Genomic DNA, 20,639 nt, shown 5'->3' on the forward strand with positions numbered 1-20,639 from the left:
TCGCTCCGTCGCCGATGACAACGCGCTGTTTCAGCGCATCAAGCAGGGCAGAGTTAAATGGGGCAGACATGCCGTCCAGAGTAGTGGGCGCACCGACAAGCTCTGGCCGTAGGCTGGGTGGGTGAGTCCAAGTGAGTTCCCCGTCACTCCCGACGGCCCGGTCGATTTCGATGATTCCGCGGCCTTCGAGAGCCCTGACGGCTTTGCCGTCGACAGCAGCGACCGCCTCGAGGGCGACATCCCTGTCCTACGTGATCCCATCCTCGTTGCAGCTTTCGAGGGCTGGAACGACGCCGGTGACGCAGCCAGCGGTGCGGTCGAACATCTCGAGCTGATCTGGGATGCCCAGCCGCTCGCCGAACTCGATTCAGAGGACTACTACGACTATCAGGTCAACCGCCCCACAGTCCGGCAGGTCGACGGTGTCACTCGCGAAATCGTTTGGCCGGCAACACGTTTGTCGGTCTGTTCGCCTCCTGGCAGCGAGAGCGACATCGTCCTGCTTCGCGGGATCGAGCCCAACATGCGGTGGCGCAGTTTCTGCGAGGATCTGCTCGAGCTGATCGACCAACTGAACGTCAAGACGGTCGTCATCCTCGGCGCCCTGCTCGCCGATACTCCGCACACCCGACCGGTCCCGGTGACGGGCACGGCCTACAGCAGTGAATCCGCCGCCCGATTCAACCTGGAACAGACGCGGTACGAAGGCCCGACGGGCATCACCGGGGTTCTTCAGGACGAGTGCGTTCGTGCTGGTGTACCCGCTATTTCGTTCTGGGCGGCGGTTCCGCACTACGTCTCGCAGCCACCCAACCCGAAGGCCACAGTGGCTCTCCTTCAACGAGTCGAGGATGTTCTCGACATCGAGGTCCCACTCGGGGAGCTCCCGGCTCAGTCGGAGGATTGGGAGGAAGCGGTCAACGAAATGACCGCGGACGACGAGGAAATCGGCGAATACGTGCGCACCCTGGAAGAACGGGGAGACGCCGAAACCGACATCAGCGAAGCAATCTCCAAGATCGACGGCGATGCCATCGCCGCGGAATTCGAGCGCTACCTCAGACGGCGAGGCCCCGGCAGCTTCGGACTGTGAGCAAGAACACTCCAGAAGAAGGCGGAAGTACACAGCGCCCACTGCGCCTCCGGCTTCAGCTGATCGCGCTGTACGCCGGCGGGTTCCTCGGCCCGTTCGGCGGCGGCGTGGTTGCTTCGATCCTTCCAGAGATCGGTGACGATCTAGGGGTCGGTCCGTCGGCGGCCGCCTCTTCCCTCACCGCGTACCTGCTCCCCTTCGCCGCTCTGATGTTGGTGTCGGGGACACTCGGGACGCGGTGGGGCAAGGTTCGGACGGTGCGCATCGCTTACGGCGTCTACGTCCTCGCGTCGTTGGCATGCTTCCTCGCCCCGACACTCGAGATCTTCCTTGCCGCCCGGGTACTGCAGGGCTCCGCGAACGCATTCACCACGCCGCTACTGCTTGCCTCGTTGGCGGCCGCAACACCGCAGGCACGGCTGGGTCGAGCCCTCGGAGCCTTCGGCGCTTTCCAGGCCGCAGGGCAGTCGTCGGCTCCGTTGATCGGCGGACTGGCGGCCGAATTCGACTGGCGTCTGGCCTTTCTCGTCATCGCAGTGGTCGCGGGCATTCTGGGAGCCGTCGGACTTCCGAAGTCCGAAGCACCGGCAGCGACCACTCCCGCCCGTCTCCGCGATGCATTACGCCCCGAAGTGCTCCGCATCGGTATCGCTGCATTGCTCGGCTGGGGCGCCCTCGGTGGACTGAGCTTCCTGCTCGCCTTCCGCTTCGAAGACGAGTTCGGGCTGTCCCCCACCGTCCGCGGCCTACTGCTCACCGTCTTCGGCGTGGCCGGCATCCTCTCGGCCCGGCGCATCGGAATCCTCATCGATCGCATCGGCGCACGCTCCTCCGTGATGATCGGCGCCCTGGGCGGAGCAGTTCTGGTCTCCGTAGTCGGCCTTGCCGGCTTGGTGCCGGTGATCGCGATCGCATGGTTTGTCGCAGGCGTCGCGAGCCAGTTCGTGCTGGTCGGCGTCAACGCGGCGGTCCTCGGATCCGCGGGGCCGAACCGTGGCGGCGCCGTGTCCGTCGTCCAAGCGATGCGCTTCGGCGGCGCCGCTCTTGCTCCCCTGGCCCTGACACCGATTTACGACTCTTCGCCTGCCGCGAGCTTCCTGATCCCCGCACTACTGCTCGCCGTCGTCGCTCCCCTGATCATGCCGAAGCAACGCTGATCGATCTCCGCAATTTCGAATGTGAAGTTGTGTAGGTAGTGAGTTTCTCGGCGAAAGCGACCACCGTTGTCGCGAGGCTGTCAGGGCGAACATTATTCGGAAAATCTTGTGTTTCCGTCGTCGACAGATATTGATACCATTGGAACATGAGCGAATCTGAGTCGGAACCGGAACGGCCGATCGACATTTTTCGGCGATCGGTTGCCGTCATCGAAGAAAATTTGCCTCCTACCTGGTCTTTGTCGACGCAGCGCTCCCCCGACCTGTCCGAGGCGCCACTCCGACTCGACCTCCGCTCCCCTGACGGCTCGGTGGCCAAATTCGGCGTGTACGCCGCTCACGGTGTCCTGAGCAGCGACGTTCCCGGTATCGCCGATCGCTTCCCCACCGGTCAATCGGGCTTCGTGTGCGCAAAATATCTGTCCGAGCCGGTTCGCCGGCAGCTCGATTCCCACGCGATCTCGTACGCAGACGCCACGGGCAACGTGTCGTTGACCGCTGATCGACCCGCCGTCTGGGTGCGTGGACGCGGAGCCGACGCCGATCCGTGGCGGGGGCCCGGACGTCCTTCCGGACAGTTGACGGGCGATCCGTCAGCTCGCGTCGTGCGTGCGCTTGCCGATTTCGCGGCGCCACTGGCGATCACTGCCTTGGTGCGCCTGGCCGGTGCGTCGACGGGAGCAACCTATCGGGTGGTTCAGACACTGTCGGATCGTGAACTGGTGACCAGGCTCCCCCGCGGTGGGATCGGTGACGTCCGCTGGCCGAAGATGCTTCGTGAATGGGCGGCTGAGGCCGGGGCCAAAGCGCCGACGCCTCACGGCTTTCACGCGCCGGACGGGTTGGAAGCACTCTTCGATCAACTGCGTCAGCTCAGCGGTCACATCTACGCCGGTACCGCCTCGGTGGCCGCCGCACCCTTTGCTCGGTACGCGCCCACTCGACGTGCCCACTTCCATGCCGACAACGTCGATCAGTTCGCCGACGCTCTCGGACTACGGCGGGTGGAATCCGGCGGTGACGTGTGGATCACCGCTCCCCTCTCACCGTCTGCCTTCGACCGATTGCTCACCCGCGACGGCATCCGCATCGTCGCCCCCAGCCAAGCGTTCGCCGATCTGCTGGTCGGCCCGGACTCCGACGAGGCGGCGGCCGAGCACCTGCTCACATGGATGATCGAGAACGAATCGCAGTGGCGACGCGCCGCATCCCCTGCTACGGATCGCCCGTAGGAAAAAGAGGGGGCGTCTCTCGCCTACCCTGTCATGGTGGAAGAAACGAGTGCGCCCGATTACGCCGCGTACGCCGACACCAATCGACTGAAGCTGTTTTCGTTCACGATCGCGGAAAAACGGGCCGAGTACCTCTGGGTACTTCGTGCCTTCGACCATGCTCGCGCCAACTACACCGTCCTGCTGCATGCCGGAGCCGTCGCGCACATCCTCGAGAAGATCGGTGGATCGGATCCGGCGGCCGATCTGTCGGCAGCAGAGGTCACTCCCCTGTTGGATCAGCTCCACGTGTGGGAGATCCTCGAGCGCAGCTACGACGGCACCCGCGCGGCCACGCTGGCCGAGTACCGCAATCGCCACTTCGTCTACCAGTTCGGTCAGGCCGGATACCAGGTCTATCGATCAGTCGAAGACGTTCTCGCCGCACGCCTGGACTCGGCGTCGCTCTCGCGTCTCGCTCTGCCGGACCTGCTCGCAGACATGTCCGAACTCGCCGAGGCCAACCGAAGCTCCGACGGCGATCTGATCTTCCGCAAGCTCAAGCGCCTCGACTCGACACTCTCCGACATGGCCGATCGAGCCGCGCACTTCTATCTGACCCTCGGGGACCTCGTACGGACCACGGAGATCACTCCGCAGGCTTTCCTCACGCACAAGGACGCTCTGCTCACGCACATGCGGGAGTTCAGCTCCGATCTGGCGCGCTACGCCCCCAAGCTCAAGGAAGCGATCGAGCACGTCGAATCCACCGGGGTCGATCGCATGATCCGCCTCGCCGCCGCCAGTGACGAACGGGTGTTCGTCCCGATCACCGAACGCGAAGACGACTGGGCTGCACGTTGGCGAGGATTGACCGCCTGGTTCGTCTCCGCGGAATCGGGGATCAGCGAGTCCGAGCGTCTACGTGAGGGCACGATGAGCGCGATCGCCGCGGTTCTGGCGCTCCTTCGCCGCGTCACGGAAACCCGTCGCGGCGGCGTCAGCCGTGAGAGCCAGCTCCGGCACCTCGCCGGCTGGTTCGCCGCCACGCCGTCCGAAGACGCAGCTCATGCTCTGTTCCAGGCAGTGTTCGACCTCGGTCGTCCACGCCATCTCTCGATGGTGCATCCGGACGCCGACATCATTTCTCACTCACGCTCGTGGTGGGAGGCACCGCCGGTCGAGATCGCGCGAACACTCGCCGAAACCGGCCGCCCGCCCTCACCCGGCTTGCCGAGCAAGGTCGCCCGCAACGACGGCAGCATCCGCCGCCTGCGCGAAGAGCAGTTGGCGGCGCAACGTACGCGCAGTGCCGCGGCGCAATCCCTCGCGTCGAACGGTGTTTATCAGCGCGAACTCAACGAGCAGGAGACCGAAGTTTTGCTGAGTCTGCTCAATGCAGCACTGACCGCGCGCGTTCCGGTGGTGGGACGCGTCAAGAGCTCCACCGGTAGCGAGAACGGGGTGAAGCTGACACTCAGTCCCTCGGACGGTTCGACCACCATCAAGACCGCCCGCGGGCGTATGCACCTCGACGGCATCGAGGTCAGTGTTCGATGAGAGCTCGCGAGATCACGCCCCTTGCCCTCGATTCGTATCAACGCGCGGCGCGAGTGATCCTGTCCAACCACCTGATCACCTCGACGTACCCGGATCGAATTGCGTTGCCGCTCTTGCGCCGTTGGGCCACCGAGCTGCGTGACGACCTACTCGAACTGTTCGGCTACCGCCTCGAGGTGACGGAGACCACCGCGCGCCTGTTCACGGTGTCGGATCGACTCAACCCGTCGGCACCGGCCAGAACTGCCTCCGAGCGAACCTTCGATCGCACGCGCTACGCCTACCTGGCGTTGTGCCTGGCCGCATTGGGCCGCGCCGGAAACCAGATCACGTTGTCGGAGTTGGCCGATCACGTCGCGGCCGACGCCGCGCAGGTCGACGGCGTCGAACTCTCCACCGATCGTGCGTCCGACCGCGACGCCTTCGTCGACGCAGTGGGCTGGCTCGGAGTCAGAGGCGCCATCGCCCTCGCCGACGGTGACGCAAACGGCTGGGCGTCCAATCCCGAAGCGGGAGAAGCGCTCTACGACATCGACCGTTCCGTCGTCGTAGCGCTGTTCCGTCCACCGCGCGCCCTGCAGCACCTTCACTCCATCCGCGGACTCCTGGCGGTCGAGACCTCGAGCGCCTCCGAGGACGACGGAATTCCCGTGGACGCGAAAGAGATCGGACGCCGAGTACGTCGGGCACTCGTCGAGCGCCCGGTCGTACTGGCCGGTGAACTCGATCAGCACGAATTGATCGCGTTGGCGCAGCCCAAGACCGCGTCGGAAGTCGAACTACTGACGGGGTTGGTGGCCGAGCGCCGCGCCGAGGGAATCGCGATGATCGATCCCACCGGCCGACTCTCCGACGTCCGCTTCCCGAGCACCGGAACGATCGCTCAGGTGGCACTTCTCCTGGCCGGCGAGATTGCCGACCGCGTACTCGACGTCGACGCTCCCGAACTGCCGATACTTCCGATCCCGCACGTGTCGGACGATCACCTGATCGAACAACTCGATGCCGCCATCCCCGAGGCCGGGATCTTCGAGGACCTCGCCGACGAGGACGACGACTTCGTGCTGCCCGCCGGCGAACCGGCCGAGCCACCCCCACCCGTCACGTACCCGAAAATCGACGACGACTGGCTCGCTGACAAGGTCACCGAGTTGGTGGACCAGTTCGGGCGAACTTTCGCGGCGCAGTGGCAGGCCGATCACAACGGGCTGCGCAAGCAGGCGCTCGGGTTGCTGCAACGTCTGCGCCTGACGCATGCGGTCGACGGCGGCGTACTGGTGTTGCCCGTCCTTGCCCGGTACCGCGACGTCGTGGTCTCCGTGCGCGAACGCGATCCTCAGATCGACTTCGCGGTGGACAACTCCGCACCGGATCCGGTCGACGAATTCGGCCCCGAACCTTCCCCCAACGGCGAACTATCAGAGGTAGAGAACGTATGAGCAACGCCCGCTTCCGACCTACTCGGGCTGGAATCATCAACCTCTGGGATTACCGAGACCAAGAGTTCTCGTTCGCCGACGGTCGACTGGTTCTGCGGGGACCCAACGGATCCGGCAAGACCAAGGCCCTCGAGGTCCTGTTCCCGTTCGTCTTCGACGGCCGCATCGAACCGCGGCGCCTCAACCCGTTCGCCGGTGAAGAGCGCACGATGAAGTCCAACCTGCTCTACCGGGGCCAGGACAGCGCGCACTCCTACGTGTGGATGGAGTTCTGCCGCGGCTCCCTCGAAGATCCCGAGTCGGTGACCGTGGGAATCGGAATGCGGGCAACCCGAACCAACGACAAGGTCACCCGCTGGTACTTCGTCGCCGACGGCCGCGTCGGAGTCGACTTCTCGCTGATCGGCAACGACGATCGTCCTCTCACCAAGAAGCAGTTGGCCGAACAACTCGGCAGCGATTCCATCACCGACCGTCCCCTCGACTACCGCACAGCCATCGACGCGCGAATGTTCGGTCTCGGAGTGCAGCGCTACGACCAGCTGATCAATCTCATTCTCACGCTTCGCCGTCCCCAGCTCGCGAAGAACCTCGACCCGAAGGGCCTTTCGCAGGCACTCACCGACGGTCTCCGTCCACTCGACGATCAGTTGGTCCTCGAAGCTGCGCGTTCGTTCAGCGACATGGAGGAAGTCGGCCGCGCGCTCGAGGGGCTCGCGGCCGCCGATCAGGCAGCCCAGAGTTTCATCGGGGTCTACACCAAGTACCTGCGTCAGCAGTCTCGCGGAGAGATCGAACAGGTCAGCACCCGCCTCGCAGCGGTCACCAGAGGTGTTGCCGCCATGGACGAGTCGTCGCTCGCCCAGACCCGCAGCCGTGAGGCGCGGGCAGCAGCCGAGGAGCGCTTCAACCAGGCCGAGCAGGCACTCGAGAACGCGCGCGCCAATGTCGAAGCACTGCAACGCTCGAGCGCGTACGAAGGCAAACAGCAACTCGACGACCTCGCCCAGGCCGTCGCGACGCTCAAGCTCTCGACCGAGCAGCAGGCAGACAAGTCCCGGAAAGCGCAGGCCGCACTCGCTCAACGCGGCGACGAAGCCGACAAGGCTGCATCGTCAGTCAAGCGTGCGGCCGAAGCACTCTCGCGCGCCGAGGACGAACTTCAGGCAGCAGCCGAGGACGCCGGCATCGTCTGGACTCCCCTGCCCGACGGCTCACGCAGTGACCAGATCACGGCAGCCGTCCGTGGCCATGCCGAGGAGCGTGACGGTGACGTACGCGTCGTCCGCACCGCACTGGCGACCGTCGAGAAGGCGGCGACCGAACGAACCCGGGCCGAAAACAGCTCTCGCCGTGGACAAGAGCTGCTCGAAGCGTCCAAGGCCGCGGTACTCGAGGGCGAAGCTGCCGTGGAACTCGCACGCAGTCAGTGCGCCAGCGGGCTGCGCGCGTGGTGGACCGATCACTCCTCCCTGTTTTCGGCTGTCGGCGCCGACACGTCGCTGTTCGAAGCTCTCGACGCGGCGCTCGCCGAGGTCGGCGACGAAGACGCTCCGGCGCTGTCCGCAGTTCTCGCCGAGCACACCGTGGCCGGCACCGAGACGCTGCGCGAGCGTCGACGTGAGGCCGAAGCTGAAATATCTGCATCACACGCCTCCATCGCGGCTCTCAAATCCGAGCGCAAGGCCGTCTCCGCGGAACACGACGACGCTCCGCCTGCCTTCCACGCACGCTCCGACAACCGCAGTGAACTGGGTGGTGCACCGCTATGGCAGTTGGTGCGCTTCGCCGATTCCGTCGAACCAGACGTGGCCACGGGAATCGAATCCGCACTCCAGGCGGCAAATCTGCTCGACGGCTGGGTCTGCCCGGACGAGAAGATTCCCGAGCACGTCAGCGAGCAGTTCCTGACGGCTCTGCCCGTCAAGCAGCGTCCGAAGGGACGAACGCTGGCCGACGTCCTCGAGGTCGAAGGCAATGCCGACGTACCCGACGCTCGGGTACAGGACATTCTCGCGTCGATCAGTCTCGTCGAGGCGCCGGGCGACTCCGACGCAAGCGTCGCGATCGGCGTCGACGGCCGCTTCTGGCAGGGCGTCGCGCGTGGCCGGCACGTCAAGGCCGACGCCGAGTACATCGGCACCACAGCACGGGCGCGTCGACGCGAGGCTCGGATCACCGAGATCGACGCGGCTCTGGAAGAACTTGCCGCGGCAGTCGATACGGCCATGGCACTGGTGGCGCAGACCAACGAGCAACTGAGCCGGATCAACTCTGCGGCAAAGGAATTGCCGAAGACAGGTTCGATCCTGCGCGCACTCAAGACGGTCACCGAATCCGCCGGCGCACTCCGTACTCGTTCGGAGGCCACGGAAACGGCACAACGAGAACTCGATGCGGCGATCGCTGATCTCGCGGCGAAGGAAAAGCAACTCCGAGCGACGGCGTCGCAGCACCGGACGCCGCATATCGGCCGTGAACTCGACTCCCTCGCGGCGGCGATCCGTCATTTCGAGAAGCAGGGGGAACTGGCGCTGCGCTGCCGACGGGAGCATGCCAAGGAAGTCGAACTCGAACGCGAGTCTCGCGACCGTCTCGACGAATCACGCGCCAATGCGGAGGAATTCGCCGAGGAAGCCGCCATCGCCGAGGAGAGTCTGCTCCAGCAGGTGCAGCGTCTCGAGACGCTGCGCGACACCCTCGGTGCCAGCGCCGAGCAGATCGACCTGGACCTGGCAAAAGCCCGCGCGAAGATCGAAGAATGCAAGGTCGAACAGCGTGCGGCGCGAAAGGCATACGACGCCGCCGTCCTCCAGATCGGCACGGCGGAGGGTGCGTACAACACCGCCGTGGAGACCTTGCGTCACACCCTGACCGAAACCCGCAGTGATGCAGAGCGACTCGCACCCTACGCGCGCCCGGACCTTCTCGAGTTGTTGGGCGTCAAGGAACATCTGAGCTGGCCGGCAAGTTCAGCGGCGTGGATGAGCCCCGATCAGTTGGTCTACCGCATCCAGAACGAAGATCGCAGCGAGGACGCAGCCCACCCGCCCGTCCTCCCCGAAGACGTCGACAAGTTGTACCGAGCGCTCGAGGCTGCGACCTCGGCAGTCCGAGTCACCGACGGAGCCCGCAAGGCAACCCGCACGGCACTGACCTCGGCGTTGCAGGACTTCGACGCGCAACTCGCAGCGGCCGGACAGGACTACCGTCTGCAGTGGGATGCACCGGATGGGCTGACCGTCGTACGAGTCCAGGACGATCAGGGCTATTCGTCGATCGGCGAGTTCGCAACGCGGATCCACGACGCTCGCGGCGATCAGGAGCAGTTGCTCACCGAATCCGAGCGTCGCATTCTCGAAGATGCCCTGTTGACGGGATTGGCCCAGCAGATCCACGAGCGCACGGTCGACGCACGCGAGTTGATCGCACAGATGGGCACCGAGATGCGTGAGCGGCGGATGTCCTCAGGCAATACCATCGGCGTTCACTGGGTGCTCGCCGACAACCTCGACGACAGCTCGCGGGCAATCTCCAAGCTGCTGGATCGAGACGCGTCGGCCCTCGGCGTCGATGAACTAGCTACTCTGCGAGCACATTTCGCGACGCAGATCCGTACCGCCCGCGCGGCGCACCCCGAACGCTCGTACCCGGAGATTCTGTCCTCGGCGCTCGACTACCGTCAATGGCGCGTGTTCTCGTTCACCCTCATCAGCGGTGAGGGCAAGGAAGACCGTCTTACCGTCGCGCGGCACAGCGCGCTGTCCGGTGGCGAGCAGTCCGTCTCGCTGCACCTTCCTTTGTTCGCCGCGGCGCACGTCATGTTGGACTCGGCCGACCCGCACGCCCCGCGTCTGCTGGCACTCGACGAGGCCTTCGCCGGTGTCGACGACAACGGTCGCAGCGAGCTTCTCGGCTTGAGCGTTCAGTTCGACCTGGACCTCTTCATGACCGGCTACGACCTGTGGATCACGTACGCAGACGTCCCCGGCTGTGCGCACTACGACCTCGCGCACTCCACGGCCGAACAAGCGGTCAGCGCCGCGCTGCTGGTCTGGTCGAACGGTGAGCTGCTTGCCGAGCACGACGGAACGGATCTGGCGAGGGCATTGGGCTCGCCGCTACGGCGCCGGGTGCCGACACCCGCCGAAGGTGCGTTGGACTACGCCTAGAAACTGCTGTGCGCCTTTATTAACCGCGGGCGGTTAATAAAGGCGCACAGCAGGGGTTCAGCGAAGCGAAATACCCAGTAGGGCGTCGACGGCATCGGCGAACTCGCCGGGTGCCTGCGTGTCGGATCCGCCGCCCTCGATGGCGCGGCGGGCCCAACCGTCGAGCGCGTCGAGCGCCTTCGGGGTGTCGAGATCGTCGGCCAGGTGCTGACGCAAACGCGCAACAGTGTCAATGGCAGACGGCGCAGAACCGAGAGCTGCTGCCTCGCGCCACACCTTCAGGCGCGACTGAGCATCCGCGAGGACCTGATCGGTCCACGCGCGATCCTGGCGGTAGTGGCCGGACAGAAGTCCGAGACGGATTGCCGCTGGGTCCACCCCCTCGCCGCGCAGCTTGGAGACGAAGACCAGGTTTCCGCGACTCTTCGACATCTTCTCGCCGTCGAGACCGATCATGCCGGTGTGCACATAGTGCCGCGCGAATCGGCGATCACCCGTTGCCGATTCGGCATGCGCAGCCGAGAACTCGTGGTGCGGGAAGATCAGATCGCTGCCACCGCCCTGGACGTCGAAGCCGGAGCCGATGCGGTTGAGTGCAATGGCCGCGCATTCGATGTGCCAGCCGGGGCGACCCGGTCCGAAGGGTGAGGGCCACGAGGGCTCGCCCGGACGCTCCGCACGCCAGACAAGTGCGTCGAGCGGATTGCGCTTTCCGACGCGATCGGGATCTCCGCCGCGTTCGGCAAAGAACTTCTCCATCGTCGCGCGGTCGTAGCCCGACTCGTAGCCGAACTGCTCGGTCGCGTCGGCACGGAAGTAGACGTCGGGGAACTCCGCGTCGTCGACGATGTACGCGGCACCGGACGCCACGAACTTCTCCACCAACTCGACTACTTCGTTCACCGATTCGACGGCGCCGATGTAGTCCTTCGGCGGAAGCACACGCAGCGCTTCCATGTCCTCGCGGAAGAGTGCCGTCTCACGCATGCCGAGGACGATCCAGTCCTCGCCGTCGCGATTGGCTCGCTCGAACAGCGGGTCGTCCACGTCGGTCACGTTCTGGACGTAGTGGACATCGTGTCCGGCGTCGCGCCAGATGCGGTTCACGAGGTCGAACGTGAGGTACGTGGCCGCGTGGCCGAGGTGGGTGGCGTCGTACGGGGTGATGCCGCAGACGTACATCGTCGCCTTCTCGCCCGGGGTGACGGGGCGAACCTGACGGTCGGCTGTGTCGTACAGCCGCAACGGCGGCCCCTGACCGGGAACGGACGGGAGTGCGGTATCGGACCAAGACTGCATGCTGCCGAGCCTAGTGGAGACTGCTCTGAGGCTGGGAAGGTGCTGGCTGATCCTGCTCTGGTTCGGGCGTCGACGCGAGCTTGCTCGGCCACCAGATCTTCTGACCGATGTCGTAGGTCAAGGCCGGGACCAGCAAGGATCGGACGATCAGAGCGTCGAGCAGGACACCGAACGCCACGATGAACGCGATCTGGGCGAGGAACAACAGAGGGATCACCGCCAACGCCGAGAAGGTTGCTGCCAGAACAACTCCGGCAGATGTGATCACCCCGCCGGTCACCGTGAGTCCCCGCAGAGCGCCCGCCCTGGTGCCGATCTTCAGCGCTTCCTCACGCACCCTCGTCATGAGGAAGATGTTGTAGTCGATTCCCAGAGCCACGAGGAACACGAACGCAAAGAGCGGGACCACCGGATCCGCGCCGGGGAAACCGAAGATGTGGTCGAACACCAGCGACGAAATGCCCAGTGTCGCAGCAAACGAGAGCACAACGGTGCCCATGAGAAGCAGCGGTGCGAGAAGCGAACGCAGCAAGAGCGAGAGAATCACGAACACCACGATGATCACCACGGGAATGATGAGTGTCCGGTCCCGTGTCGAGGTGGTCTTCGTGTCGAGGTCGGTCGCAGTGACGCCACCGACCAATGCGTCGGCGCCCTCCACTGAGTGAACTGCATCACGCAGTCGCACGATGGTGTCTTCGGCCTCGAGCGAGTCGGCAGCGTCAGTCAACGTCGCCTGCAGGGAGACTCGCCCGTCGACGACCAGTGGGGCTCCCCCGTTCTGCACGACGCTCACGTCGCTGACACCCTCGACGCGACTGGCTGCCGCAACGGCATCCACTTGGTCTGCATTCGCGATGACCACGGCCGGTGAACCCGAACCCGCGTCGAAGTGCTCGCCGAGAATCTCCTGGCCTGCAACCGAATCGACATCGAGCAAGAAGATGTCGGACGACGAGACACCGCTGGCTTTGAACTGCGGCATCATCATCGCGAAGATCACCAGCACCAGAGTCGACGCCACCCAGAAGCGGCGCGGATGCCTACCGATTCGAGCAGCGAGCCCGGCCCAGAACCGGTGATCGTTCGCCTCGTCGTGGTGCTCGCGGTCTGCATCGAACTTCGGCTTGGTCGGCCAGTACGCCGTCCTCCCGAACAGAACCAGGACAGCAGGTAGGAAGGTCATCGATGCGAGGAAGGACGCGGCGATACCGATGGCGGCCACCGGACCGAGTCCGCGGTTCGAGTTCAGGTCGGAGAGCAACAGGCACAGAACGCCCGCGATGACCGTTCCTGCAGACGCTGCGACAGGTTCGAGCGTCGCGCGCCACGCAGTGCGCATTGCTGCGTACTTGTCCTTCTCGATCCGCAATTCTTCCCGGTAACGAGAGACCAGCAGTAGCGCGTAGTCGGTGGCGGCACCGAACACGAGGATGAACAGGATGCCCTGGCTCTGACCGTTCAGTGCGATGACGTCCGCGTCCGCGAGCAGATACACGAGCAAGCTCGACAATCCGAGTGCGAAGATCGCCGAGAAGATCACCACGAACGGCAGGATCGGGCTTCGGTAAACGATGATCAGGATCACGATCACGACGGATCCGGCTACCAACAACAGCAATCCGTCGATACCGGCGAATGCTGCCGACAGATCCGCAACCTGCCCAGCGGGGCCCGTGACCTTGACTGTCAGTCCGTCAGGGCTCGACTCCAGCGCCGCGCGCAGCGCTTTCACGCTGTCCTTGACTTCGAGGGTGCTGTCGACCGGCAGGAACATCTGGAGTGCCTGGCCGTCGGCCGACGGGATCGGCGGCGATGAGGCGTCGCCGAATCCTTCGGTACCGACAAACGAATCGACGGTCTGGGAAAGGAAGGTGGAGTCGGCGGGCTCGAGGCCACCCGGTCGTTCCGCCACGATGATGGCCGGCACGAAGCGCGTGTCCGTGAAGCTCTCTTGAAGCTTTGCCACCTCGGTCGCTTCGGCCGACGCGGGCAGGAACGACGTGTTGTCGTTCTGCTGCACCGTGCTGAGCTTTCCGGCGAACGGACCGCCGAATCCTCCGATTGCCAGCCAGCCGATCACGAGGAGAGCTGGCACAATCCATCGAAGGCGACGAACAGGACGATTTTGTACTGGTGTGCTCACTGGGTCTCCAGGGATCGGCAGCAGAGGACTTGCCGACTATTTTGTTCAGCATGCTGAGTAATTGCAAACGGAAGGCAGAAAAATGAGCAGCGACGGCCTGGACGACTGGCCCACCGGCCGGCTGTTGTCCACCGCTGCACGCCTGGTGGAGCACTCGTGGGAGAAGGTCTTGCGGTCTCAGGACATGACGCACGCGGGCCTGATCGTGCTCCACTCGATCGCCGGTGGGGCGGCGTCTCAACGCGACATCGCGAAGAACGCCCGAGTCACCGATCAGACGATGAGCCGCACGATCGACCGTCTCGAACGAGCGGGTTACGTCACTCGTGACACCGATCCGAGGGACGAGCGTCGGCGCGTGATCGCGATAACCGACGCCGGAAGACTGACGTACGAGCGACTACTGACGCTCGAGAAAGAAGATGCGGCGTTGACCGTCGGCGTCGGGGATGTCGCCGCGCTGCGCGAACAACTACTGCGATTGGTTCGCTCACCCGGATTGAAGACGGCAACTCGCGAACAGCAGGAAACGTCTCGCGACTAGAAGGCCGGCCAGGGAATCGTTCGATGGCCGTTCGGCTCAGGCATCACAGCGGACTCGGCGAACTGCATCGCCCGCACCGCCAAGGCCACGATTTCCTCTTCGGTGATCAGTTCGGACAACTCGTCGCCGAGATCCCCGTCGAGAGTTGTCGCGAATTCGGCGACGTCGGCGATCAAAGCACCGGGTACGGGCTGCCCGGCCCACCCCCACAACACGGTCCGCAGCTTGTTCTCCGAGTGAAGACAGATTCCGTGATCAACGCCGTACACCGAGCCGTCGACGCCTTCGAGGGCGTGACCACCTTTGCGGTCGGCGTTGTTGATGAGGACGTCCAGAACGGCCATTCGCTGCAGCCGTGGATCGTCCGCATGGATCAGGGAGACTGGTTCACCCTCCGAGTCGAAGGCCTGTAGGACCTCGAACCACCCCGGCGGAACATTGCCGGGACTGCACAGGTCCACCATCTCGAGTCCGCCAGATCCATCCGCGCGGCGATCGACGGTGTCGATCCATCGCTGCACCATGCCTGGACCGAAAGGGCCGTCCCGCAACACTGTTCGCGGAATCACTCCCCAACCCAGCGCCTCGGACACGCGGTACGACGCGACCTCACGCCCCGCCAGAGTGCCGTCCGGGAAATCCCACAGTGGGCGTTCACCCCGGACCGGCTTGTAGACCACGCGGGTGGACTTCTCCCCCAGAGTTGACTCACATACCAGCGTGGCGTTGCTCGCCGTGGTGATCTGACCGATCAGAGTCAGATCACCCTCGAGCAGCACGTCCGGCACACCAGGTTCGGACACGACGTCAGACCTCGTCGTCGTCTGCGTCGTCGATCGCGAAACCGAAGGACTCGCCGCGTCGGTACCCATTGGTGCGGATGCAGACGTGCCCCTCGGGCGCCAACGGTTCACCACACAGCGGGCACGGCGCGCGTCCCGCCGCGATGACGCGTTCGGACCGCAGCGAAAACTCGCGCGCTTGCTCCGGAGTCAGGAACACACGGACCGCGTCCGGACCGTCGTCGGCGTCGTCGAGGACAACCGATTCGTCGAACTCCGTCTCGCTGACGGCAAGCAGCTCCACGACGACCGCCCCGGCATCGGCGTCCCAACCGAGCCCCATCGTGCCGACCCGGAACTCCGCGTCGAGCGGTGTGACCAGCGGGCTGAGGTCGGAGACGTCGTCGGCTTGTGGCGGAACCTCGGTTCCGAAGCGTCGATGTACCTCTTCGAGGAGTAAGCCCATGCGATCGGCGAGGACCTGAACCTGCTGCTTCTCGAGCAGCACACTCACCACCCGTGATTCGTGCACGGCCTGGAGATAGAAAGACCTGTCACCGGGTTCGCCCACCGTTCCTGCGACAAATCGGTCAGGAGTGCGAAATACGTGAATCGCGCGCGACATTGCACCTCCTCGAGTTCGAGCAGAACATCACTGAATACCCATTATCCGTCACAGCTCACGCACCGACCTCTCCGCCGGGGACGGACTCCTGCGCGGGAGCCGAACCGTTGGTCGCGGCCTTCGCCGCACCGATCGCGGCGAGTACGTCTCCGGTGTCGTTGACGCGAAGAACGAACGGCAGTGTCGCCGTGTAGCGAATCACACTGACCGAGGCGGGCTCGGCGACGATGCGCTGGAACGAATCGAGGTGCATCGCAAACGCGTCGGCGAGAACCGATTTGATGACGTCACCGTGCGTGCACGCGATCCAGACGACGTCCTTGCCGTGTTCTTCGGCCAGCCGTGCGTCGTGCTCTCGGATCGCGGCAACGGCTCGCGCCTGTACCTGGGCCAGCCCTTCACCGCCGGGAAACACTGCACCGGAAGCGTGGCGCTGCACCACTTTCCAGAGCGGTTCTTCCAAGAGTTCCTTGAGCGGGCGACCCGTCCAGTCGCCGTAATCGACCTCGATGAGGCGATCCTCGACCACCGGCGTCAGACCACGGTCGACGGCAATGGGGCCGACCGTCTGCTCACACCGCAACAGCGGCGAGCGGACGATCTCCGCGATGTCCAGACCGACCAGCCGATCGACGACGCCTTCGGCCTGTTTCCGGCCGTGGTCGTCGAGTTCCACACCCGGCGTTCGACCGGCCAGGGTATGGGCAGTGTTGGACGTCGACCGCCCGTGCCGCAGTAGGACAACTGTCATTCCACAACCCTAATGGGGCGGTGGCCGCACGGACGGGTGGTCGACGTCGAAACGGGCCCTATGTCGCGGACACGACCCCTGTGGCCAGCAACGCAAGGACGACTACGCCGAGAGCGATTCTGTATCCGACGAACCAGTACATGGAGTGATCGACAACAAATCGAAGCAGCCAGGCGATCGCTGCGTAACCGACCGCGAAGGCGATGACGGTTGCCACCAGCAACTGCGGACCGCTCGCGTTCAGACCCTCACCAGCCGGCTCGAAGGCATCCGGGAGGCTGAACAAACCGGAGGCGAGAACTGCCGGAATCGCCAACAGGAACGAGTAACGGGCTGCGGCCTCACGGGTGAGTCCGAGGAAAAGGCCGGCACTGATCGTGCCACCCGAACGTGAGACACCCGGGATGAGCGCGAGCGCCTGAGCCGAACCCATGATGATGCCGTCGCGCGCTGTGAGCGATTCGATCGGGCGCGTCTTGCGTCCGTAGTACTCGGCAGCAGCAATGACGAGCGCGAACACGATCAGCATCGTGGCAATCAGCCACAGATTGCGTGCGCCGGTACGGATCTGGTCTTTGAAGAAGAACCCGAGGATGCCGACCGGGATGGTGCCGATGATGACGTACCAGCCCATCCGGTAATCGAGATCGCCCCGGTGCTCGGCATTGAACACACCTCGGAACCAGGCAGTGATGATCCTCACGATGTCGCGTGCGAAGTAGATCAGGACCGCCAACTCGGTGCCGAGCTGCGTCACCGCGGTGAACGACGCGCCGGCGTCACTGCCGAAGAATATCTCCGACACGATTCGCAAATGTCCGGAAGACGAGATGGGCAGGAACTCGGTCAAGCCCTGCACGAGGCCCAGGATCACGGCCTGGAGCCAGGTCATCGCTTCGCCCATCACTCACCGATCCCGGCTGATTCGAATGGGGTTACTGCACACAGGTTTCGTGTGTCGGGTTCACGTTTCACCGGCGCCACGCTACCGGGGCCCACGGCGCCGCGCCGCGCCCGGCACGTCCGTGTCCGAATACCCCGACTCGAGGCGAGCGCCTACTAGTCTGCACGTGGTGAGATCTCTCGGGTGCCGCACTTGCGCACACGAGTCGGGCGCGAGATGCAGGCGGTTATGAAGCACAGATCTGTCGGAACGAGCGGACTTCGGGTCTCGCGACTTGGGCTCGGCACACTGACATGGGGACGCGACACGGACGGCGACGAGGCTGCTGCGCAGCTACTCGCGTTCGCCGAGGCCGGCGGAACCCTGGTCGACACCTCGCCCGCCTACGGCGCCGGTGCGGCGCAACGAATCCTCGCCGAGTTGCTCGACGACGTCGTTCCACGTGACGAACTCATCATCAGCTCGAGCGCCGGCATCGACCCCACACCGATCGGCACCGACCGCGTCGACTGCTCGCGGCGCGGATTGCTCCGCCAGCTCGACGCGACTCTTCGTGAACTCGGAACCGACTTCCTCGACATGTGGCAGGTCGCAACCTGGGATCCGCTCACGCCCGTCGACGAGGTTGCAGCAACCCTCGACTACGCCGTCTCGAGCGGTAAGGTGCGGTACGTCGGAGTGCGCGGCTACCTCGGCTGGCAGCTCGCGACGGCCGTAGGAGCCGGTGGCGCAACAACACTCGCCGCGACGCAGGCCGAGTACTCGTTGCTCGCACGCGGCGTCGAGGAAGAATTGTTCGCAGCGGCGGCCCATCACGGCGTCGGAGTGTTCGCCGCAGTACCCCTCGCGGGCGGTGTGCTGACCGGCAAGTACCGCGACGGCATTCCCGTCGATTCCCGCGGCGCCGACGAAGCACATTCGCAGGATGTGCAGAGCTATCTGACCGATTCCTCGATCCGGGTGGTCGACGCAGTCGTTACCGCTGCCGACGGTCTGGGTACTTCCCCACTGGCGGTGGCACTGGCCTGGGCGCGCGATCGCGCCGGGGTGGCCAGCGCCGTCGTCGGCACGCGTGATCTCGCCCAGTTGACAGGAGTACTGGCAACCGAAGAATTGGAACTTCCGAAAGCGATTGCCGCGGCTCTCGACGATGTGAGCGCTTGATCTGTCCCGCTGATCGAAATACCGGAGGTATCGCGTTGGCGAGGGCAGGCTAACCTAGTAGGCAACGCTTGACTACAGCCTCAGGAGAATCAATGACCACGCTCGACGTAGACAGCCTTTCCGCAGACGCAGGCCCAGCCTTCTCCGAACGAATCAAGACCGAGACGGACGCAGCACACCGCGAGACGGAGCAGTCGCGATTCGTAGGCGCACTACTCGGCGGTGAGCTGACCACGGCTGGCTACGCCGCACTTCTGGGACAGACGTACCTCGTCTACACGAGCCTCGAAGAGGCCGGCCGCACACACGCCGACAACGAGTTGGTCGCCCCGTTCCTGTCCGAGGATCTGTTGCGCGTGGCTTCACTCGAGGCCGATCTCGAGTTCCTCGGCGGACCGAACTGGCGCGACGAACTCGTGGCACTGCCGGCAACCGAGCGCTACATCGCCCGCCTGAAGGAGGTGGCGTTCGACTGGCCTGCCGGCTTCGTCGCACATCACTACCTTCGGTACATGGGCGATCTCTCGGGCGGACAGATCATCCGCCGGATGCTCGAACGCGCCTACGGATTCGAGACCGACGGACTTCGCTTCTACATCTTCGAAGGCATCCCCAAGCCGAAGCCTTTCAAGGACGACTACCGCTCGAATCTGGATGCACTGCAGATTCCTGCCGAGGAACAGCAGCGTTTCATCGACGAGGTGAATCTGGCGTACCGCCTCAACGGCGACTTGTTCGCCGACCTCGAAGGCGACATCGAGAGCTACCTCGTCAAATGATGAAGCGCTTGGCCGCGGCGGCTCTGGTCGCAGCAGCCGGTTTCGGTCTGGTGGCTTGCGGGTCCAGCGACACTCCGACGACATCTCAGGGTGCCAGGACCGCGGTACTCGAAGATTCCAGCCCGGTTCCCGTGTCCGACAACCCGACCGCGACACTGCCCGTGACGGTGAAGAGCTTCGACGGCGTCGACGTGACCATCACCGACAACAGCCGGATTGTTGCGGCCGACCGCTACGGGACGCTCGCGACGACGACGGTGGCGCTCGGCCTCGGTGACAATCTCGTCGGCCGCGACACCGCCGCCAAGTTCCCCGCAGTCGCGGACGTGCCGGTTGTCACGGTCGGCGGCCAATCGCTCAACACCGAGGCAATTCTCGACCTCAATCCCACCGTTGTTCTCACCGACACCAGTATCGGGCCCAAGAGCGTCCAGGATCAGTTGCGCGCCGCCGGTGTTCCCGTCGTCTTCTTCGATCCGACCCGAACACTCGAGGGTGTGCCAGGACAACTCCAGGCCGTCGCCGACGCGCTCGGCGTCCCCGCCCAGGGCGCAGCGCTGGTCGATCGGACCGAATCGGAAATCGCTGGAGCTCGTGACCTGGTCCCCACCGAGGGCGATCCACTGAAAATCGCATTCCTCTACATGCGCGGATCGGCCATCACCATGATCGGCGGTGAAGGGTCCGGAGCAGATTCCTTGATCGAGGCACTCGGCGCCACCGATGCAGGAACCGCCTCGGGCATCACACAACAGTTCGTGCCCATCACCAGCGAAGCGCTCATCGCCGCAGCGCCTGACGCCCTGCTGATGATGACGGACGGATTGGCATCGATCGGCGGAATCGACGGCCTCGAAAAGGTCCCTGGCATCGCGCAGACGCCGGCTGGAAAGAACAAACGAGTAGTCGACATGGCGGACGGTGTACTGCTCAGCTTCGGGCCCAACACCGGACGCGTCATGGCGGCACTCGCCGAAGCGATCTACGAGCCCGGTGGATCGTGAGCAAAGATT

General features: G+C 64.6%; 16 protein-coding genes. 10 read left to right on the plus strand and 6 right to left on the minus strand.

From position 1 onward, the window contains the following. The first annotated feature begins 238 nt into the window (after positions 1-238). The 6 genes from QM609_RS28305 (at position 239) to QM609_RS28330 (ending at position 10,632) form a co-directional block, all read left to right on the plus strand. Positions 239-1,093 carry a PAC2 family protein gene (locus QM609_RS28305; protein ID WP_223257810.1) on the plus strand — a complete coding sequence of 285 codons (855 nt, stop codon included), beginning with the start codon at positions 239-241 and terminating at the stop codon, positions 1,091-1,093. Beyond that, positions 1,090-2,250 (plus strand): MFS transporter, encoded by a 1,161-nt coding sequence (locus tag QM609_RS28310; RefSeq protein ID WP_050655280.1) that lies wholly within the window; start codon positions 1,090-1,092, stop codon positions 2,248-2,250. The genes QM609_RS28305 and QM609_RS28310 overlap by 4 nt, the downstream gene beginning before the upstream one ends. Before the next feature lie 146 nt (positions 2,251-2,396). Continuing rightward, positions 2,397-3,482: a helix-turn-helix domain-containing protein gene (locus QM609_RS28315; RefSeq protein WP_007733759.1), complete on the plus strand. Its 1,086-nt coding sequence runs from the start codon at positions 2,397-2,399 to the stop codon at positions 3,480-3,482. 33 nt (positions 3,483-3,515) lie between these two features. After that, complete coding sequence (locus tag QM609_RS28320) at positions 3,516-5,021, plus strand: TIGR02677 family protein (protein ID WP_007733760.1); 1,506 nt, start codon at positions 3,516-3,518, stop codon at positions 5,019-5,021. Further along, a complete protein-coding gene (locus QM609_RS28325; RefSeq protein WP_050655281.1) occupies positions 5,018-6,460 on the plus strand; it encodes a TIGR02678 family protein in 1,443 nt (480 codons plus the stop codon). Before QM609_RS28320 ends, QM609_RS28325 begins: the two co-directional genes overlap by 4 nt. Next, a complete protein-coding gene (locus QM609_RS28330; protein WP_047270509.1) occupies positions 6,457-10,632 on the plus strand; it encodes a TIGR02680 family protein in 4,176 nt (1,391 codons plus the stop codon). Before QM609_RS28325 ends, QM609_RS28330 begins: the two co-directional genes overlap by 4 nt. 57 nt (positions 10,633-10,689) lie before the next feature. Here QM609_RS28330 and mshC read toward each other — a convergent pair whose 3' ends face one another. Both mshC and QM609_RS28340 read right to left on the minus strand, forming a co-directional pair. Further along, the gene (gene mshC / locus QM609_RS28335; RefSeq protein ID WP_042924743.1) at positions 10,690-11,931 is read right to left on the minus strand and encodes a cysteine--1-D-myo-inosityl 2-amino-2-deoxy-alpha-D-glucopyranoside ligase; all 1,242 of its coding nucleotides are present in this window, start codon (positions 11,929-11,931) and stop codon (positions 10,690-10,692) included. A gap of 10 nt (positions 11,932-11,941) precedes the next feature. Further along, positions 11,942-14,032, minus strand: a complete 2,091-nt coding sequence (locus QM609_RS28340) for an MMPL family transporter (protein ID WP_225320402.1) — start codon at positions 14,030-14,032, stop codon at positions 11,942-11,944. Positions 14,033-14,159: 127 nt separating this feature from the next. Between QM609_RS28340 and QM609_RS28345 the strand changes: the two genes are divergently transcribed. After that, on the plus strand, positions 14,160-14,621 hold the full coding sequence (locus QM609_RS28345; protein WP_003946187.1) for a MarR family winged helix-turn-helix transcriptional regulator: 462 nt from the start codon (positions 14,160-14,162) through the stop codon (positions 14,619-14,621). Here the strand turns inward: QM609_RS28345 and QM609_RS28350 are convergent. Genes QM609_RS28350 through QM609_RS28365 form a run of 4 tightly spaced genes read right to left on the minus strand, consistent with a single transcriptional unit; the run spans position 14,618 to position 17,683 of the window. Continuing rightward, positions 14,618-15,424, minus strand: coding sequence for an SCO1664 family protein (locus QM609_RS28350; RefSeq protein ID WP_030537533.1), 807 nt, complete (start codon positions 15,422-15,424; stop codon positions 14,618-14,620). The two genes, QM609_RS28345 and QM609_RS28350, sit on opposite strands and share 4 nt — an antisense overlap. Positions 15,425-15,428: 4 nt before the next feature. Further along, entirely contained in the window at positions 15,429-16,028 is a 600-nt protein-coding gene (locus QM609_RS28355; protein WP_003946200.1) for a DUF3090 domain-containing protein, read from the minus strand. Positions 16,029-16,083: 55 nt separating this feature from the next. After that, positions 16,084-16,779 carry a histidine phosphatase family protein gene (locus tag QM609_RS28360; RefSeq protein ID WP_003946173.1) on the minus strand — a complete coding sequence of 232 codons (696 nt, stop codon included), beginning with the start codon at positions 16,777-16,779 and terminating at the stop codon, positions 16,084-16,086. 58 nt (positions 16,780-16,837) lie between these two features. Continuing rightward, positions 16,838-17,683: an undecaprenyl-diphosphate phosphatase gene (locus tag QM609_RS28365; protein WP_030537531.1), complete on the minus strand. Its 846-nt coding sequence runs from the start codon at positions 17,681-17,683 to the stop codon at positions 16,838-16,840. 228 nt (positions 17,684-17,911) lie between these two features. Between QM609_RS28365 and QM609_RS28370 the strand changes: the two genes are divergently transcribed. The 3 genes from QM609_RS28370 to QM609_RS28380 all read left to right on the plus strand — a co-directional run bounded on the left by QM609_RS28370 (position 17,912) and on the right by QM609_RS28380 (position 20,630). Continuing rightward, positions 17,912-18,847, plus strand: a complete 936-nt coding sequence (locus QM609_RS28370; protein WP_003946175.1) for an aldo/keto reductase — start codon at positions 17,912-17,914, stop codon at positions 18,845-18,847. A 92-nt stretch (positions 18,848-18,939) separates the two neighbouring features. Beyond that, a complete protein-coding gene (locus tag QM609_RS28375) occupies positions 18,940-19,626 on the plus strand; it encodes a biliverdin-producing heme oxygenase (protein WP_003946162.1) in 687 nt (228 codons plus the stop codon). Beyond that, positions 19,623-20,630 (plus strand): heme/hemin ABC transporter substrate-binding protein, encoded by a 1,008-nt coding sequence (locus QM609_RS28380; protein ID WP_042924733.1) that lies wholly within the window; start codon positions 19,623-19,625, stop codon positions 20,628-20,630. The genes QM609_RS28375 and QM609_RS28380 overlap by 4 nt, the downstream gene beginning before the upstream one ends. Positions 20,631-20,639: the final 9 nt, after the last annotated feature.

It is taken from the genome of Rhodococcus sp. IEGM 1302 (genome assembly GCF_030056935.1).
GTDB lineage: Bacteria > Actinomycetota > Actinomycetes > Mycobacteriales > Mycobacteriaceae > Rhodococcus_F > Rhodococcus_F qingshengii.

Coding starts and splice junctions, on each gene's coding strand:
- QM609_RS28370 (WP_003946175.1), top strand. CDS start 17,912: ATGAAGCACAGATCTGTCGGAACGAGCGGACTTCGGGTCTCGCGACTT.
- QM609_RS28330 (WP_047270509.1), top strand. CDS start 6,457: ATGAGCAACGCCCGCTTCCGACCTACTCGGGCTGGAATCATCAACCTC.
- QM609_RS28325 (WP_050655281.1), top strand. CDS start 5,018: ATGAGAGCTCGCGAGATCACGCCCCTTGCCCTCGATTCGTATCAACGC.
- mshC (WP_042924743.1), bottom strand. CDS start 11,931: ATGCAGTCTTGGTCCGATACCGCACTCCCGTCCGTTCCCGGTCAGGGG.
- QM609_RS28345 (WP_003946187.1), top strand. CDS start 14,160: ATGAGCAGCGACGGCCTGGACGACTGGCCCACCGGCCGGCTGTTGTCC.
- QM609_RS28380 (WP_042924733.1), top strand. CDS start 19,623: ATGATGAAGCGCTTGGCCGCGGCGGCTCTGGTCGCAGCAGCCGGTTTC.
- QM609_RS28375 (WP_003946162.1), top strand. CDS start 18,940: ATGACCACGCTCGACGTAGACAGCCTTTCCGCAGACGCAGGCCCAGCC.
- QM609_RS28365 (WP_030537531.1), bottom strand. CDS start 17,683: ATGGGCGAAGCGATGACCTGGCTCCAGGCCGTGATCCTGGGCCTCGTG.
- QM609_RS28355 (WP_003946200.1), bottom strand. CDS start 16,028: ATGTCGCGCGCGATTCACGTATTTCGCACTCCTGACCGATTTGTCGCA.
- QM609_RS28320 (WP_007733760.1), top strand. CDS start 3,516: ATGGTGGAAGAAACGAGTGCGCCCGATTACGCCGCGTACGCCGACACC.
- QM609_RS28360 (WP_003946173.1), bottom strand. CDS start 16,779: ATGACAGTTGTCCTACTGCGGCACGGGCGGTCGACGTCCAACACTGCC.
- QM609_RS28315 (WP_007733759.1), top strand. CDS start 2,397: ATGAGCGAATCTGAGTCGGAACCGGAACGGCCGATCGACATTTTTCGG.